The organism is Flavobacterium sp. ENC, from assembly GCF_020991415.1.
GTDB lineage: Bacteria > Bacteroidota > Bacteroidia > Flavobacteriales > Flavobacteriaceae > Flavobacterium.
Genome location: NZ_JAJMOY010000016.1, coordinates 11,457 through 29,932 on the forward strand (window position 1 = coordinate 11,457; position 18,476 = coordinate 29,932).

7 protein-coding genes and 1 pseudogene are annotated in these 18,476 nt (G+C 37.6%); 7 read left to right on the forward strand and 1 reads right to left on the reverse strand.

The features are described from left to right. Positions 1 to 17 precede the first annotated feature (17 nt). The 3 genes from LPB89_RS21725 (at position 18) to LPB89_RS21735 (ending at position 4,470) form a co-directional block, all read left to right on the forward strand. Entirely contained in the window at positions 18 to 1,394 is a 1,377-nt protein-coding gene (locus LPB89_RS21725; RefSeq protein WP_230703708.1) for a M28 family peptidase, read from the forward strand. A 94-nt stretch (positions 1,395 to 1,488) separates the two neighbouring features. Then, positions 1,489 to 3,156, forward strand: a complete 1,668-nt coding sequence (locus LPB89_RS21730) for a serine hydrolase (RefSeq protein ID WP_230703709.1) — start codon at positions 1,489 to 1,491, stop codon at positions 3,154 to 3,156. A gap of 720 nt (positions 3,157 to 3,876) precedes the next feature. Further along, on the forward strand, positions 3,877 to 4,470 hold the full coding sequence (locus tag LPB89_RS21735; RefSeq protein WP_230703710.1) for an outer membrane beta-barrel protein: 594 nt from the start codon (positions 3,877 to 3,879) through the stop codon (positions 4,468 to 4,470). Between the two features lie 645 nt (positions 4,471 to 5,115). Here LPB89_RS21735 and LPB89_RS21740 read toward each other — a convergent pair. Then, positions 5,116 to 5,958 (reverse strand): LytTR family DNA-binding domain-containing protein, encoded by an 843-nt coding sequence (locus LPB89_RS21740; protein WP_230703711.1) that lies wholly within the window; start codon positions 5,956 to 5,958, stop codon positions 5,116 to 5,118. Here LPB89_RS21740 and LPB89_RS21745 point away from each other — a divergent pair. From LPB89_RS21745 to LPB89_RS21760, 4 genes and pseudogenes are all read left to right on the forward strand, one after another. Continuing rightward, entirely contained in the window at positions 5,957 to 8,803 is a 2,847-nt protein-coding gene (locus tag LPB89_RS21745; protein WP_230703712.1) for a histidine kinase, read from the forward strand. The genes LPB89_RS21740 and LPB89_RS21745 overlap by 2 nt on opposite strands. A 295-nt stretch (positions 8,804 to 9,098) precedes the next feature. Then, entirely contained in the window at positions 9,099 to 10,016 is a 918-nt protein-coding gene (locus LPB89_RS21750; RefSeq protein ID WP_230703713.1) for a type IX secretion system membrane protein PorP/SprF, read from the forward strand. A gap of 9 nt (positions 10,017 to 10,025) precedes the next feature. Next, positions 10,026 to 11,993 carry an OmpA family protein gene (locus tag LPB89_RS21755; RefSeq protein ID WP_230703714.1) on the forward strand — a complete coding sequence of 656 codons (1,968 nt, stop codon included), beginning with the start codon at positions 10,026 to 10,028 and terminating at the stop codon, positions 11,991 to 11,993. Between the two features lie 465 nt (positions 11,994 to 12,458). After that, a pseudogene (locus LPB89_RS21760) lies at positions 12,459 to 18,476 on the forward strand (hypothetical protein); the annotation flags it as partial.

Genomic DNA, 18,476 nt, shown 5'->3' on the forward strand with positions numbered 1-18,476 from the left:
GCGAAAATAATTTTTAAATGAAAACACATAAAAAAACAATAACCTTTTTATTTTTCTTCTCCATCCTTTGTTGCCACGCCAATAATCCGGCGACAGTAACCAACATAAGAGGAAATATCGACAAAAAAAATCATAAAGTAAGCATCGTATACGATCTTTCAGATAAAGAAGAGAATCAGATAGAGGTGTGGTTAAAAATTACGGATGAAAACGGTCGTACCTATACTATAAACAAAGATAATGCAGTAGGTGATATTGGCTTCCCTGTAGCGACAGGTAAGAAGAGAAGAATTGTATGGACGTATGACAATACTTTTGATCCTGCAAAAAGCAGTATAAAAGTGGTCGCTGATGACCGGTATAAAATTGAAATTGAACAGCTCCTTAAAGAAGTAGATACGATTCGTATGATAAAAGATTTGCAATTTATTAATGGCGAGCGCAATAGCAGCAATGATATAGCGGAAAAACACTTGCGAAGCGTAGGTGAATATTTAAAAAAAACTTTTGAAGATAATGGTTTAAAGGCCTATTATGATACCTTTAGAATTTCCAATTCAGAACTTAATGAAATTTCGAAAGCTAAAACAGGGTCCAATGAGATAGTGCCGGCCGGCGATAAAAAACACGATGTAAAAAATGTGGCCGGCAGTATAACTGGTCAGGGGGAAGTAGCCCAAACGTTTATGATATCAGCGCATTATGACTCCTATCCGGGAAGTTTGGGTATGGATGATAATGGTTCAGGTGTAATAGGCCTTCTGGAAGCCATGCGGGTACTTTCTCAATACAATTTTGCGCACAACATAAAATTCATAGCATTTGATAAAGAAGAAGATGGCCTGATAGGAAGTCTTTCGTATGTTTTCGCGGGAGGAATCAAACCAGCAGAAAAAATAGGCGGTGTAATCAATTTTGATATGATCGGCATCTGCTCTGACCAGCCCGGATCTCAGGTTGTACCGGAAGGATTTGATCAGCTGTATCCCGAAGTCTGTAAAGAAATAGAAAATAATGGATACAGGGGAGACTTTGTAATCAATACCTCTAATGAAAATTCTAAAAAACTAAGCGAATCGTTTTCAGCCTCAGGAAACAGGTATGTAAAAGAGTTGAAAATAGTATCCCTCCTTGTTGATGGTAATGGCGAAAACACACCCTCTTTGGCAGAAAGCGATCATGCCAGCTTTTGGTACAATAAAAATCCGGCATTGCATATCGGAGAAGGCGGAGCAACCAGAAATCCGAACCTTCATACAGGTAAAGACAGCAGCGGTTATTTAAAATTCAATTATAAATTTATAAGTGATATAGTCAAAACCACAATAGCATTGTTTGTGGAACTGGCTGAAGCAGAACATTATACTGTGGCGCCCGTTCGTCTCAACCGGTAATTTGTCAATAATACGATACATTTACGTATTTACCGTACTTCTTAAGAATGGAAATCCATAACTTTCGTTATATATTATTCATAAAAAGACAACAATGCAAATAGTAAAGAATAAGAACAGGAAAAAACAGCTTGGCCTATTGACTACCATTTTTCTGACCACATGCAGCCTGTTCGGACAGACGGCTGACTTTGTAAAAAGCGACAAAATAACATATCGTATTCACAAGGCAAACATTGGTAAAATTGCTTTTATGGAACAAAATGTTCCCATTGAAAATTTTAAGCAATCTGATTTCCTGAAAACCTTTGAATTAAAAGACAGTACCGACCTAAATATCAGGGTTTTTCTCAGGAATTCACTGACCAATAGCCTCCATTTGCTTTCTTCTGGGGCAACTGCAGAGGAGCTTACTAAAAATGGAAATTACCAGTTTTCATTTTTTATAGACGGTAAAAAGATTTATGTTGAAAACCTGAATACCAATGCAGGAAGTGCGGAAAGCAAAAATCAGAAAAAAGTTTTAAGAGTTCCGCTGGTAAGTTCCACCAACGAAGATTCATGGGGTCGGTTTCTCTGGAACAGATTTATGGCCAATGGCGGGCAGGAAGCATTAACAGCTGGGGAACACCTTCTTAAAATTGAGATCAGGCCTTACCTGAAAACAACCGAATTACTGACCGGTAAAATTATTGCAGAAGGCCAGATTAAAATTATAGTTCCAAAAGTAATAGTAGACGAAAAACTGGTAAAGGTTCAGAATATTGAGCTTCTTGCAGACTGGCCCGTTTCAACAGAAAAAATTGATAAGGCTAAACTTGAAGAGCTCAACCGAAAAATCTTAACAAAAACATATAAAAATATCACAAGCATTGTTGTCATAAAAGACGGAAAACTCCTGATTGAAGAATATTTTAACAAAGAAAACAGAAATACACTCCACGACACAAGGTCTGTAGGGAAATCATTTGCATCAGCACTTTTAGGAATTGCAATCAAAGACCATCATATAAAAAGCGAAACACAAACCTTAAAAGATTTTTACAACCTTAAAACTTTTCAAAATTATTCCCCGGCAAAGGATAGTATTACCTTACAGCGTTTACTGACCATGAGTGCTCCTCTGGACGGTTCTGATGTGAATCAGGAATCACCCGGTAATGAGGAAAAAATGTATGTCGCAAATAATTGGGTTGATTTTACCTTAAACCTTTCTGTAGACAAAACAAAAGTAGCACAAAAACGATGGGATTACTTTACTGCGGGAGTTATACTGTTGGGTGATATTATTCACAAATCGGTTCCAGGCGGCTTAGAGAAATATGCAGACGAAAATTTGTTTCAGCCATTGGCTATTACAGACTATAAATGGCAGTTTACCCCTCAAAAAGTTCCTAATACGGCAGGTAGCTTACAACTGCGTTCGCTGGATTACGCAAAGTTTGGACAATTATACAAAAACCAGGGCATCTGGAATGGCAAACAGATTTTGACAAAGGATTGGGTCACAAAAAGTTTATCCCGTCAGATTGAAATAGGCGAAGGTGAATATTACGGTTATCTGTTTTGGAATAAAACATTTAAAGTAAAGAATGCAGCTTATGAAGTATACTATTCTAGCGGCAATGGCGGAAACAGAATCTTTATTTTCAAAGACCAACCTATTGTTATTGTTATCACTTCAGAAGCCTATAATACACCCTACGGAGAGAAACAGGCAGATAAGATTATGGAGGAATATTTAATTCCGGTCATCTTATAAAACAGGGGAGAAGCGATCTCTTAAAAAATATAAATTCAAAAAAAATGAGACCTCCTGAGGTCTCATTTTTTTTTTTGAATAATCAGTTTTACTACTGGCTTGTAAGACTTTAAAAAAAGCGGGCTGAAATACGAATTAAGGTATTTCAGCCCGCTTTTTTGTTTGGTGATCTGCTGTTCAGCTCAAACAGTACGACAACAGTCGACAATTTTGATATTAAAATTATACTAAACATTTTTAATGACAGGGGCGCAGATATGTATGCCGTATCTGGAAAATCTTTCGGAAATCATGTGGTTGCCTGCCAGACAACAGCCTGCCTGGCAACAATTAATTATGTGGTAAAACGATGCCCGTTGGGGTCTAAAGCCAAACGTTGCATCCTTAAGGAATGACAATTCGCAAATCTCTTCACTGGGATAGGAACTGCGACTGTGACTGTAACTGCGACTGTAACTGCGACTGCGACTGAAACCTTGGAGTAAAGAAAAACTACTTAGACCTGAAACTTTACACTTAATTGCATTAAGTCTTTACCACATCTTACCTGAATGTGCCACTTATTACATATTTAGGCGAATCGTTTAAACACCACTAATTAATTGATGTCACAAGTATATTTTTGTGGGAGTAAGTTTACTGCAGGATTAAGTGATGCATCATTTAAGTACTTATCAGGTATTAAACTGTAATAGGTCTAATTTTTAATATTAATAAATTATGAAAAAAGTTATTGTTTTGTCAGTATTATTGTTGTGTGCAGCTGTAGCAAAAGCTCAGGATACAGAAAAAAATGAAATAAGAGTGGGGTATAGTGATGCAACATTTATTAAACTTGGAGATGGTTTTGCGGATGCTCTAAGCAGTGCCATTGTTTCGGGTATTAGTGGTGTTAAGTACAAAGATGCCCAAACTAAAACAGTAGGGATGTTTGAATTGGGGTATCGTTATAACATCAATGAACGTCTGAAAGTGGGAGCAGATATCAGTTACCTGAAATCAGAGGACACTTTCAAGGCCAATACTGCAAATGCCAAAAGCGTTACCAGGAATACGAATTACGTGATGGGGCTGGTAACGGGCGAATTTAGCTATATTAAAACTTCCCTGCTTAATTTTTATGGTTCAGGAGGTTTGGGTGTTATTTCAGCATCTACAAAAGAAAATGGAGGTTCTTACTCCAATAATGAAGTGGCATTCGCCTATCAGATCAATCCGGTCGGTTTGAGAGTAGGTAAAAAGTTAGGTGCTTTTGTAGAGCTCGGATATGGCTATAAAGGTATTGCAACAGCAGGACTTAATTATAGATTTTAGAAACTTGCAATATTATTTCGTAAAGAACTAAATTATGATTAGGGTAATAAATGAGGGGCCTTATGCTCCTCATTTTTTTTATTTTGTAAAATACACTTGAATGTTTTTAAAAATAGTGGTAAATCGTATGATTCCCTTAGCTTTTAAAAGCTGGTGCAAGTTAAGATAACTTGATTACGATTGCCATTTTTTGTTTAAATCGGCCTTTTGTTTCATGAATATGCCACTTATTTAAAATGCATAAAAAATCTAAAACAGTGATTGTAAGTTTGTCATAGAAAATTAAATATTTTACTTTTTTGACCGGTAAACAGTAGTATGCTAAAATTAAAACAGCCAAAGATTAAATTTAAATCCAAATGGCTTACGAAGAGAGATGTTGCTTATCGATATGATTTTGAAGTGTTTTTTGGAAATTTTCAGATCATGCAGGTTTGATCTTTTACATTAAATCTTGCATTTTGCTTTTCCTTATAATAGGTGATAGGAAAGGTTTGTACAGGGGTGGGTAGTGCTGTTATAGAAAACAGCGCTCCCTGTACAAAATTTAGAGTAGAAATTAAGCTTGTTCTTTAATGTGAAAAAATAAGTTTCATTTCTTTTTATTATTAGTACAGGTTGCATGTAACTTTAATAATGCGCCTCCTATATATTAAGGACTTTTTTTAAATCGTCTATTCTTCTCCTGGCTATCGGAAGCATTGCACCATTCGACATTTCACAATAATATCCCTGCTTCTTATTGATTTTAATGACGTGGTTTAAATTAACGATATAGGAATGATGAATTCTCAAAAAGACAGAAGTATTTAGAAGGGCATGATATTCTCCTAAATTTTTACTGGATACATGTTCTACATTATTTTCAAGAAAAAAGGTAGTATACCTGCCGTCAGATTTGCAGAAGATAATAGAATCTTTTTTCATTAAAACCATTTTGTCCAGAGAGTTTATGGTTAGGTAACTGCTGTCGGCAATGGGAGAGGTGTCTTCAGGCTGCTTTTCAGATGTTTTATTTTCCTGTTGCAACAATTCGTTGAACTGCTTTTTTTCTGCCAGTTTCATAATAACCTTATTGGTAGCAAGTACGATGTCTTCAATATTTAGAGGTTTTAAAATATAATCAATGGCATTATATTTAAATGCTTTGAGCGCATAATCACTGTAAGCAGTTACAAATATAATTTCAATCTCTGAAAAATCAATCGAATCCAAAATTTCAAAAGCATTCTTTTCATGAAGCTGAATATCCAGATAGATGACCTGAGGAGATAATGTATTGATTAATGTTATCGAATCCTCCACATTATCGGCCTGGCCAACAATATTAACTAAAGGACAAAATTTGGTAAGAAAGAATTTTAACAGTTCCAAATTTTGAAAATCATCGTCAACTAATATTGCATTGATTTTAGATGTCATATCTTTATAATGTCTTAATTTATGATCGGTTGGTAAATTTATAAAATTACAAAAAAACAGCAACATGAAACAAGTTTTAGTAGTCTTAATTTTATTAATTAATTATACCGTTTCTGCACAATATCGTAATAAATTCGATGTCATTGATTCCAGAAACGGATTAACGTCAGACTACGTCTATTGTGTAAAGGAGGGCTTGCATCATAATATCTGGATCGCAACCGACAATGGTCTCACCCGGTTTAATGGTACAGTATTTAAAAATTTCTCGATAGAAAACGGATTGTCTTCCAATAATATATTTCATATTGAGATCGATTCTCAAAACAGGGTATGGGCATGTGATTATAATTATGGACTTAACTATGTAAAAAATAGTAAAGTATATTATATTAAAAAAGCTAAAAAAATACCCGGCCTGGTTTTTTGTTTCGAAAGAAAAGGTACCGTTTACTTTACTTCAGTTTCAAATGGGAAGTGTTATTTTTTAACTCCGGGGAATTCCTTTCTCAGCTATAACCCCAAAAAGAGTGACACAGATTCGCTCCATTTTGACAAAACCAACAAGATTCTGACCGGCTACGACAGATTATTTAAAAATCGTTTTATCATCGACAATAAAAAGGAGTTTAAACTTAAACCATTTTATGCGGTCACTGGCAAAGAAATGTCATTAAGTGATTTTGGTTTGTTTAGTAAATCGGATAAAATAGCACCCAACAGTAAAAATGGGCTAAAAAGTTCTTATTATTCAAAACTGGATTTGCTGATTGATAATTTAAAAGAAATTACACCACTTTATAAAGCTCAGGATACACTGACTAATAATACAAAGGGCAGCATCTTTACAAACATTGCAGATTTAATAGAGATAAAAGACGGGAAATTTAAATTTGTCTTTATCGATTCCAATAAGAATTTTTGGCTGATTGACGAAAAAAACAAGCTCTATTACATCAAATACAGCAGCCTCGAAATCATGAATAAATTGAATATCAGTCTATTCAGTTCAAATGATATTTTCATAAACAAAAGTTGTTTGGCGCACGACAAATTGTTTTTTATCACCAATACTAATTCATTTGGTTGTCTGGATTTAGAAACATACGAAGTAAAAATCATTCGGGAGTTTGAGGAAAAGCTCTACAATTTATTTTATTTTGATGATGCGGTTTGTATCATTTCCAAAAAAGGAAAATATTTTTATACGGATAAAAAGAAGGACTTCCATTTCACTCCAATTCTCCTATTACCAAATCTTAAGAAGACATTCCTGAACAACGATAGCACCTTGTTTGCTGTAGATGAAAATACAATCAAAAGCGAAAAAGGAGAAAAATTAACCTTTGATTTTACCAATGTCAGGTTCAATCACTTCGATGTAAAAAATGATATAGCCGTATTCTCCAATGAAGAAGTGATAGCTGCTTACAACTTTAAAACAAAAAAAACAGACAAAACATTTTCTATAAAACAGGCTAATTTTATCACAACATCCAGGGAAGAAATTATTGTGGGCACAGGGGCCAGAATGGTATATTTTTTAGACGATAAATTGAAAATCAAACAAAAAATAAGGCTGAAAGACAATTGTTATTTCATGAAATATTATAATGACAAAATCTATCTGGCTTCTTATAAGGACATTACGATTTACGAAAAAAAGAGAGGTAAATGGACTTTCTTAAATAAAATAAATTTCGAAGAAGGAGTTTTACGCGGAAAAATTTCAGATTTTGTATTTCATAAAGACAAAGTCATCGTCCTTACAGATAATGGTATTTCAGTATTAAAAAACAGTTATTTGTATAAAACACCTAAAGCGCAAATTCAGATCATTGATTTTATAGTAAAAGAAAAATCAATATTAAATGTTAGCGATAAAACTATTGATCAGGGTAAATACGATAATATCCTGATAAGAACCTCACTTCGGACATTTGACAATAAAGACTGTTTTGAAGTTTTTTACAGGTTAATTAAAAACAAAAACTACAACGATGCGTCCTGGAAAAAATTAAGCAATCGAAATGTTTTTTTTGATGATCTGTCGCACGGAGACTACCTTTTTGAAGTTTGTTCCCGAAACCTGAAAAATACCAATCAGAAATCTTTTGACAAAATCACTTTTACCATTACGCCCTATTTTTGGGAAACCAGGGTGTTTTTTACGGTTGTTCTGGTGCTGTATCTCTTAATGATACTCCTTTTTCTGCGCTATTTCAGAAGACGAATAAACAAAAGGAACAAGCTAAAATTAGAACTGATTACGCTGGAACTGAAATCACTGAAAAACCAAATGAAGCCGCACTTTTTGTTTAATGCCCTCAACAATTTACAGGGCCTGTTATTTACAAAAGGGGTAGAAGAAGCCAATTTATTTTTAATCAAATTCTCCAGGCTGTTGCGGTCTACTTTAGAAGTGACCCGCGACAAAAGCATTTCGCTCGAAGAAGAAATTAAATACATAAAAACCTATCTTGAATTTGAACAGATCAGGAGCAACAACGAGTTGTTTGTGACCTACAAAATACAGGAAACACTGGACCTGAAAAGAATTGAAATTCCGGTCATGGTAGTGCAGACCATTATCGAAAATGCCATTCTGCATGGCTTAAATCCAAGCAGGAACAAAAAAGAACTGCTGATAGAAATCTGCCAGCTGAACAATAGCTTACGAATTATAATCGAAGATAACGGAGTAGGCAGAAGCAAATCAGGCAGCACAATTTCCGATCATAAGTCTGTTGCGTCCCTCATTATTGACGAGAGATTCCGAATTTTAACGAAACTCAGAAAAAGAAATCACAGCCTGGAAATAATCGATTTAGAAAAAGACGGCTTACCCTGCGGTACCAGGGTAGTCATAACAATACCGGTTTATTATCTGAATACGCTGAGCCCTGAATAAAACTTCTTCCACCCACCCGACAGGTTTCAAAACCTGTCGGGTTTATTTTTATCCCTACCACTTATTACATCACTTCACCACTTGTTACAAGTGGAACGCTGCATAGAATTCTCTGGACTAATTTTGCGAAAGATTTTGGAATAGTTTAGAATAGAGGTATTTAAGTTATAAACAACAACCTTTCTTTAGTATTGATTTATGATAAGAAAGCGTCGTTCCATTAAATACCTCTTATTTTAAGTTTCTCTCATTCCTTTTAAATTTTCAAAAACAGACAAGTTTATTTATAGAACAGATGAAAAATATTTTAAATGTTGCAGCAGTAGGATTGTTTTTTTGTAGTATAAGTGCTTTTGCCCAGCAAAATCTTCAGTTTACACAATACATGTACAATACCGCAGTACTCAATCCGGCCTATACGGGAAGCCGGGAGGTGCTCAGTATAACGGGTCTGCACAGATCACAATGGCAGGGCCTCGAGGGGGCTCCGAAAACCCTGACTTTTGCCGTAAATGGTCCCGTGTCAGATCGTATTGGTTTAGGAGTATCAGTGGTTAATAACAAAATGGGACCTTCAGATGATACAGCTATATCGGCAGATCTTTCGTATAATATTCGGTTAAGTTACGATTACAAATTGTTTTTCGGACTTAAAGGAAGCTCCAGGATATGGACTATCGATGACAGTAAACTGAATAAATATGATCCAAACGATCCGGATTTTCTATCGGGTTTCCAAAATGAATTTTCTCCGAATTTTGGTGTCGGAATCTATCTTCAGTCAGACAATACCTATATCGGAATTTCTGCTCCCTCATTACTGGAAACCAAACAATATATGTCGGATAGAAAAACGATACTAAGCGAGAAAATGGCGTACTATTTTATGGCAGGACATGTTTTTGATTTGTCCTATAACCTCAGATTTAAGCCTGCAGTTCTGGTTGATTTTGTAGAGGGGAATCCCTTGCAGGTCAATGTATCGGCTAACTTTTTAGTATACGAAAAACTGACCCTCGGAGCAGCCTACAGATGGGATGCAGCACTTAGCGGCCTGGTTGGATTTCAAATCACGCCCGGTTTATTTGCGGGTTATGCCTACGATGCCGATACGACCAGATTAGGAAATTACAATTCAGGATCGCATGAAGTGTTTCTGCGATTCGAGCTTTCCAAAAAAATCAACAAAGTTTTGTCACCGAGATTCTTTTAAAACAGCATCATGAAAACAAAAACATTCCTTTTAGTATTGCTAAGCACCACATTCTTTGCTTTTTCACAGGAAAGCAAATTAAGGAGAGCCAATGAAAAATACGATAACTTAGCCTATATGGAGGCGATTGAAATCTATAAAAAGGTAGCCGAAAAAGGCTATAAATCAAAAGAATTATTTCAGAAATTAGGCAACTCCTATTATTTCAACGGTCAGTTTAAGGAGGCGAACAACTGGTACACGCAACTGTTTAAAATGAATACCAAAAAAGCGGATAATTTTGTCAATCCGGAATATTATTACCGCTATTCCCAAACCTTAAAAGCAACCGAAAATCCGGAAAAGGCAGACGAGTACCTGAATCTGTTTGCGTTACAGTCAGAGAACGATACCAGGGCGCAACTGTATGTCAATAACAGGGATTATTTAGAGGAAATTAAAATGAATTCCGGCAGGTATACTTTGCTGCAGACCGGAATTAATACCATGTATTCCGACTATGGTGCTGCTTTTTGTAAAACGAATTTTGTTTTTGCCTCTTCCAGGATAAATTACAAAGGTGCTGAAAAACGAAACAAATGGGACAATCAGGCCTATACCAATTTACTGGTTTGCAAAGTGGGCAAAGACGGTACTTTGGGACAGCCGCAATTATTTTCTAAAAAACTGAATTCTAAATTTAATGAATCCACTCCGGTATTTACCAAAGATGGTAAAACGGTTTATTTTACCCGTAATAATTATTTAAACGGAAGGATCAGGAAGAGTAATGAGGATGTGATTCTGCTGAAAATTTACAAAGCGAGCTACCGAAACGGGGACTGGCAGGATATTAAGGAACTTCCGTTTAACAGTAATGAGTACAGTGTCGCGCATCCTGCCCTGAGCCCCGATGAAAAGACCTTGTATTTTGCTTCGAATATGCCCGGAACCATCGGGCAGTCTGATTTGTTCAGGGTAAAGATTTATCAGGATGACACTTATGGAAAACCGGAAAACTTAGGACCAACAGTCAATACAGAAGGACGTGAGACTTTTCCGTTTATCTCAGAAGACAATAAATTGTACTTTTCTTCCAGTGGACAATTAGGATTGGGAGGACTGGATATATATGTGTCTCAAATTAATCCGGACGGTTCACTCTCCAGAATAGTAAATCTTGGAGAACCCGTAAACAGTTCCTTCGATGATTTTTGTTACTATATTAATCCAAAATCAAATAAAGGTTTTTTCTCTTCTAACCGTAACATGGGACTTGGTTTTGATGATATTTATAAGTTTACAGAAGACAAACCTTTACAGACAGATTCTAATAAAACGATTGATTTTAGCCTGATCGATAAAGAAACCAATCACCCCGTTCCGGCTGCTGAAGTTTCGCTGTTTGATGAAAAGATGAATCTGGTAACCAAATTAGCAGCAAACGATCTTGGAATCTGTAAATTCGAGAACTTAAAAGCTGGGAAAACCTACTATATCAGGGCTGAAAACGAAAATTATGAGACGATCGAAAAAAGCTTTTTTACCAATTTTGGTATAGAAAAGAAACCTTTTACGTTACCGATGGGACAAAAAATACGAAAATTGGAAGTGGGGGTCGATCTGGCAAAACTATTAAATTTCCGTGATATTTATTTTGATGTAGATAAATCTGCTATCAGGGAAGATGCGGTTACTGAACTTGCCAAAGTCGCGGAGTTTATGAAATTAAAACCAAACATTATCATCGATGTCAGGGCCCATACCGATAGCCGTCATAGCAGCAGCTACAACCTCAAACTTTCCAACTTAAGGGCTCAATCCACCGTGGACTGGCTGGTAAAACATGGGGGAATTGATCCGCAACGATTGTCAGGACGCGGCTATGGGGAAATGATGATTTTAAACAAATGTGTTGATGGTGTAAGTTGCACGGAAGAAGAACATGCCATTAACAGAAGAAGCGAATTTATAATCGTGGGATTTATGAAGCAGTAATACTATCATACAACGGTATTTAACCGCAAAGTCTGCAACAGAAATCGCAAAGTTTGCAAAGCTAAAAATTAAACTTTGCAAACTTTGCGTAATCTTAGTGAGCTTTGCTGTTAAAACAGTTAGACTCGTTTAAATCTATTTAGATGCACGCAAATCCAACTAACAACACAATATAATATACGAATAATAGTACTTCTATTTTAATTTAACTCGCCTCGTTACCATATTATCCCTGCCACTAAAAACCGACAGTGACCACTTATTACGTCGTTATGCCACTTATAACGAATGCAACTTTATGCGGTCTTTGGTGTCTTAATTTTGTATAAAATTCCAGACTACAAAACACTTAAGAGCGATTAAAAAATAGAAAGACCAATATACTTCTGGTATGTTGTATTAAAATTTAATACGATCCCGCTTGACAAAAAATAATACTGGAATGAAATGCAAAAAACAAAGAAAATGAAATTACTGAGACTATTAGCAGGAATATTTTTTTTAGGTCATCTGACAGCTCATGCCCAGGGAGCTATCACGGCCGTTGCCACTAAGGCAGCTTGTGTGGGTGACGGAACCATTACCATAACCGTGACAAATGTCGCAGGCCCCATCACGTATGCTGTGGCCAAATTGCCTTATAATGAAGCTGCCGTTATTACGAGTACAAATCCGGTTATTACAAATCTGGAAACAGGCGACTATTATTATGGGTATTATAGCGGAACTACCTTTGTCAAGGCCGCTGCAGCCATAAATGTAGGAAGTACGTATTCTACAGTTTCGCCTACCATTACTAGTTTTTTTGCAGTTAATTATACCTACTGTGGTAATGATCCGGATCCTTTAGGAAAATTGGTCGTTAATGTTTCAGGGGGAAATCCACCTTATATCATAAGCTTACTCAAAGCTTCAGACGAGAGTGAGGTACAGCGTGTCACAACCAGTACTGCCGGTTATACTTTTATCAATGTACAACCGGGTACTTATAAAGCAAAACTGATGGATAATTGTGGGGTAACAACCACTAGTATAAGTAACGTTACACTTAATGCCAATGTCACTTTGAAAGCTGATGATATAGGGGGAAGGTTAGGTAGTCTTTCTTCGTATGTAGATGTTGTTTACAATACCCCGGGAGATATTTGTTCCGGTATTAAAAGTGCTGCTCTTTCCGATGGAGCTGGCGCCGTTGGCTATCTTAATTTTATATCTTATATTACGTCGCCAAGTTTAATTAATGTTAGTAATTTATCTTTTGTATATAAACTGGAAATCCAAAATGGTACAGGCTGGGACGTATACGATAATTTAACTTATACGCAGCTTCGCGGGCGTTTTTCACTGCCTGCTGATCGTTCTAAATGGGGACTGCTTCGTGTTACGGGAACCTATTGCGGTATTTCAAAAACCTTCACCCAGGATTTGGGAGGGTCGACTATCGGTAAGGTTCTGCCTTTCACTGGGGGTATTTTTAATTTTAGCGATGATCCGGCAAGTAACATTTGTGCCACCACCGGAAAAGTAAGTGTACAAGCCAGTGGTTATAATGGGTGTTTGCCCTATACATTTGAAGTTACAGATAACGCTGCCAATACTAAAATGATCTATACGACTGTGGATAAAAGCCGTTACGTAAATTTTTTACTGGATATTGGTAAAACGTATAGTTTTAAATTAACAGATAACACAGGGACTGAAGTGGCGGATTATTCTTTTAGGAACTGGACAACGAATCCAACTAAGCCTTTACCTGGTATTGCAGGCCCAAATAATGTGTTTATTGATCCGCTTTATTTTAGCCCTGCTGCCATAGATCTAAAAAGCCAGATAAGCTTTTATCGCAGGCCCAGTGGTATCAATTTTAATAAGTCGGCTTTAGCAGTTATTGTACCTTCAAGTGGTTTTACCGGAGACTTAACAGCGAGTCTGATAAACGGTCCTTCGCCGATAAGCTTTGTTGCTTTGAACGCGAGTATAAGTGGGAAGAAAGCCTATAACTTAGGAGAAAATTTAACTCCCGGTACTTACAAAATCAGGATAAAAGATTCAGGCTGTTTTGATGAAGTGTTTGATGTGACGGTGGATTGTTATTTTTCTAAAATTGAGATTACATCTATTTCAGCAGCGCCCTCGACAACAATATGTGACCGTTATGTCAAAACGGTAAAAGTTTCTGTTTCCATGGTGGGTACGGCGGATTCTTTTGGCAATCCCTTCATTTTTTCAACCTATCCTATAAGCGTACAGACGGTTTCCGGTCCGGTAACCGGAACTGGATCTAAACCTGCTAGCTCGTTTGTTTATTCCGATTACTTAAAAGATGGATCTTTTGATTTAGTTTATCAGCCAGAAATCTCCGGGACTTATGAAATTGGTCTCACGAAAAATACCGTAAGCGGCTTTTTACCCACCAGCAATTTATGGGAGGGTACAACGACAAAGACCATAAAAGTAGAACCTAATTTCCCGACTTTTGATTTGTCGCAATCGGGAGGGATTATTTGTACCGGAAACACCACCGGAAACCTGTATGTTAAAGTAGATAATACGGCAGGTAACGCCACTTATTTTATAAAAAAAGACACCGATGCCGCTTATCCGGCTACGGGGCAGACGAATCCTGTTTTTACGGGACTCACAGCGGGTAATTATGTAGTAAAAGCTAAAACAGCCTGTTACGAGGTCGAGCAGCCGTTAATTTTAAGAGCACCGCTTTCCAAAGTAATATCAGGAAGCACCGCCTATTGTGATGGGGGAAGTGTATGGCTGGTCGTGAATCAGACCGGTCCTGTTTCGTCTATAAAATGGACCACACCGGACGGAACGGTTTACAACACAGCAGATTTAAAACTGGATAACCTGACTCCGGCACAGAGTGGTATGTATAAAGTCGAGGTCACTTCGCTGGGAGGCTGTTATTTTACAGAATCGTTTAATGTTAACATGAACGATCCTAAAACACCAACCGGAGCTTCGGCACAGGAGTTCTGTAAAAACAGTAATGCAAAAGTCTCTGATTTAAAAGCGAACGAAGCAGGCGTAATGTGGTACGATGCTGCAACCGGAGGAACCCTGGTTCCTGCAACAACCCCGCTGATTAACGGAAAAATCTATTATGGAGCATTACAATTAGGAGATTGCAAAAGTGTGGCTCGTTTTGCGGTAACAGTGACGATCAGTGATCCGCAAACACCAACGACAATTAATACCACACAGGAATTCTGTAAAGCGAATAACAACACGGTGGCTGATCTGAAAACAACAGAATCTGGTGTGACGTGGTATGATGATGCGACAGGGGTAAACGCAATTCCGTCAACAACAGTTTTAGAAAACAATAAAGTGTATTACGGTTCCCTAAAGGCAGGAACCTGTGAGAGTCCAACGAGATTGGCGGTAACAGTAACTTTAAGTGATCCTCAAACGCCAACGACTGCTCAGACCACACAGGAATTCTGTAAAGCAGACCATAAAACTGTAGCTGATCTGCAAACTGCTGAAACAGGTGTGACGTGGTATGATGCTGCTACAGCTGGAACTGTAGTTCCTTCAACCACAGTTTTTGAAAATAATAAAATCTATTACGGTTCTTTAAAAACGGGAACTTGCGAGAGTCCGGCCAGATTGGCGGTAACCGTAAAGGTTAATGATCCGAAAACCCCAACAGGAGAGGAGAATCAGCAATTTTGCCAGGGTAATAATCCAAAAGTGTCAGACTTAAGAACAACTGAATCAGGAGTTATATGGTACGATAGTAATAGTAATGGAAATATAATAGCACCAACGACAGCTCTTGAAAATAAAATTTATTGGGGTGTCCTAAAGGTGGGTACTTGTGAGAGCCAAAGATTGAGGGTAAATGTAAATATCTCGAATCCGCAGACCCCAACAGGTTCTGCCGGTCAGGAATTCTGCAAAGTAAATAATCCAAAGATTTCAGATTTAGTTACAAAAGAAGGAATATTTAAACAGTTAAATCCGTTAACCGGAAAAATGGAGTCCGTTGTGAGATGGTATGATGCTGCAACAGGAGGAAATGAATTAACACCAGATACTGCTTTAAAGAATGGAACGGTTTATTACGGTGCTTCCAGAATTTATTATGGATCTCTCAATAATTGGTTAGCGTGTGATAATCCAGTTAGATTTGCGGTAACGGTTACTTTGAGTGATCCGCAAACGCCAACGACAGTTCATACCACACAGGAATTCTGTAAAGTGGACCATAAAACTGTAGCTGATCTGCAAACTGCTGAAACAGGCGTGACGTGGTTTGATGCTGAAAAAGAAGGAAACATAGTTCCGCCCACGACAGTTTTAACCAATGGAACAATTTATTACGGATCCTTAAAAATAGGAACTTGTGAGAGTCCAACACGTTTGGCGGTAAAGGTAACATTAAGTGATCCCCAAACGCCAACGACAGCTCATACCACACAGGAATTCTGTAAAGTTGATAATAAAACCGTAGCTGATTTGGTAACCAACGAAAGTGATGTGACGTGGTATGATGCTGAAAAAGAAGGAAACGTAGTTCCGTCAACAACAGTTCTGGAAAACAATAAAGTGTATTACGGTTCACTGAAAGTGGGAACCTGCGAGAGTCCAACACGTTTGGCGGTAACGGTTAATTTGAGTGATCCGAAAACACCAACGACTGCCCAAACCACACAGGAATTCTGTAAAACAGAGAATAAAACGGTGGCAGATTTGGTAACGAACGAAAGTGATGTTACTTGGTACGATTCTGCTGATGGAACAAATGTAGTTCCGTTAACAACAGTTTTGGAAAACAATAAAGTGTATTACGGTTCCCTGAAAGCGGGAAATTGCGAGAGTCCAACACGCTTGGCGGTAACGGTAACGTTAAGCGATCCGCAAACACCAACGACTGCCCAAACCACACAGGAATTCTGTAAAGTGGATAATAAAACCGTAGCTGATTTGGTAACAACTGAATCAGGTGTAACATGGTACGATTCTGCTGATGGAACAACAGTAGTTCCGTTAACAACAGTTTTGGAAAATAATAAAGTGTATTACGGTTCGCTAAAAGTAGGAACCTGCGATAGTCCAACACGTTTGGCGGTAACGGTTACTTTGAGTGATCCGCAAACACCAACGACTACACATACCACACAGGAATTCTGTAGAGTAGATAATAAAACCGTAGCTGATTTGGTAACGAACGAAAGTGATGTAACGTGGTATGATGCTGCTGATGGAACAACAGTAGTTCCGTTAACAACAGTTTTGGAAAACAATAAAGTGTATTACGGTTCGCTAAAAGTAGGAACCTGTGATAGTCCAACACGTTTGGCGGTAACGGTTAATTTGAGTGATCCGAAAACACCAACAACTGCATATACCACACAGGAATTCTGTAAAGCGGATAATAAAACTGTGGCTGATTTGGTAACGAACGAAAGTGATGTGACGTGGTACGATTCTGCTGATGGAATAACAGTAGTTCCGTCAACAACAGTTTTGGAAAACAATAAAATGTATTACGGTTCGCTAAAAGTAGGAACCTGCGAGAGTCCAACACGTTTGGCGGTAACTGTTATTTTAAGTGATCCGCAAACACCAACAACTGCTCATACCACACAGGAATTCTGTAAAGTGGATAATAAAACTGTGGCTGACTTGGTAACGAACGAAAGTGATGTAACGTGGTATGATTCTGCTGATGGAACAACAGTAGTTCCGTTAACAACAGTTTTGGAAAACAATAAAGTGTATTACGGTTCTCTAAAAGTAGGAACCTGTGAGAGCCCAACACGTTTGGCGGTAACGGTTAATTTGAGTGATCCGAAAACGCCAACGACAAGTGATGCAAAACAGGAATTCTGTAAAGCGAATAACAATACGGTGGCTGATTTGAAAACTAATGAGACAGGTGTAACGTGGTACGATTCTGCTGATGGAATAACAGTAGTTCCGTCAACAACAGTTTTGGAAAACAATAAAGTGTATTACGGTTCACTACAAGTAGGAACTTGTGAAAGTCCAACACGTTTGCCGGTAACGGTTACTTTGAGTGATCCGAAAACACCAACGACTACACATGCCACACAGGAATTCTGTAAAGCGGATAATAAAACCGTAGCTGATTTGGTAACAACTGAATCAGGTGTAACGTGGTACGATTCTGCTGATGGAATAACAGTAGTTCCGTTAACGGCTGTTTTGGAAAACAATAAAGTGTATTACGGTTCACTGAAAGTAGGAACCTGCGAGAGCCCAACACGTTTGGCGGTAACGGTTAATTTGAGTGATCCTCAAACACCAACAACTGCTCAGACCACACAGGAATTCTGTAAAGCGGATAATAAAACCGTGGCTGATTTGGCGACAACCGAAAGTGATGTGACGTGGTATGATTCTGCTGATGGAACAACAGTAGTTCCGTCAACAACAGTTTTGGAAAACAATAAAGTGTATTACGGTTCCCTAAAAGTGGGAACTTGTGAGAGTCCA

Excerpts from the sequence above, each read along its gene's own strand:
- LPB89_RS21725 (WP_230703708.1), top strand. The coding sequence starts at position 18 with ATGAAAACACATAAAAAAACAATAACCTTTTTATTTTTCTTCTCCATC.
- LPB89_RS21730 (WP_230703709.1), top strand. The coding sequence starts at position 1,489 with ATGCAAATAGTAAAGAATAAGAACAGGAAAAAACAGCTTGGCCTATTG.
- LPB89_RS21735 (WP_230703710.1), top strand. The coding sequence starts at position 3,877 with ATGAAAAAAGTTATTGTTTTGTCAGTATTATTGTTGTGTGCAGCTGTA.
- LPB89_RS21745 (WP_230703712.1), top strand. The coding sequence starts at position 5,957 with ATGAAACAAGTTTTAGTAGTCTTAATTTTATTAATTAATTATACCGTT.
- LPB89_RS21740 (WP_230703711.1), bottom strand. The coding sequence starts at position 5,958 with ATGTTGCTGTTTTTTTGTAATTTTATAAATTTACCAACCGATCATAAA.
- LPB89_RS21750 (WP_230703713.1), top strand. The coding sequence starts at position 9,099 with ATGAAAAATATTTTAAATGTTGCAGCAGTAGGATTGTTTTTTTGTAGT.
- LPB89_RS21755 (WP_230703714.1), top strand. The coding sequence starts at position 10,026 with ATGAAAACAAAAACATTCCTTTTAGTATTGCTAAGCACCACATTCTTT.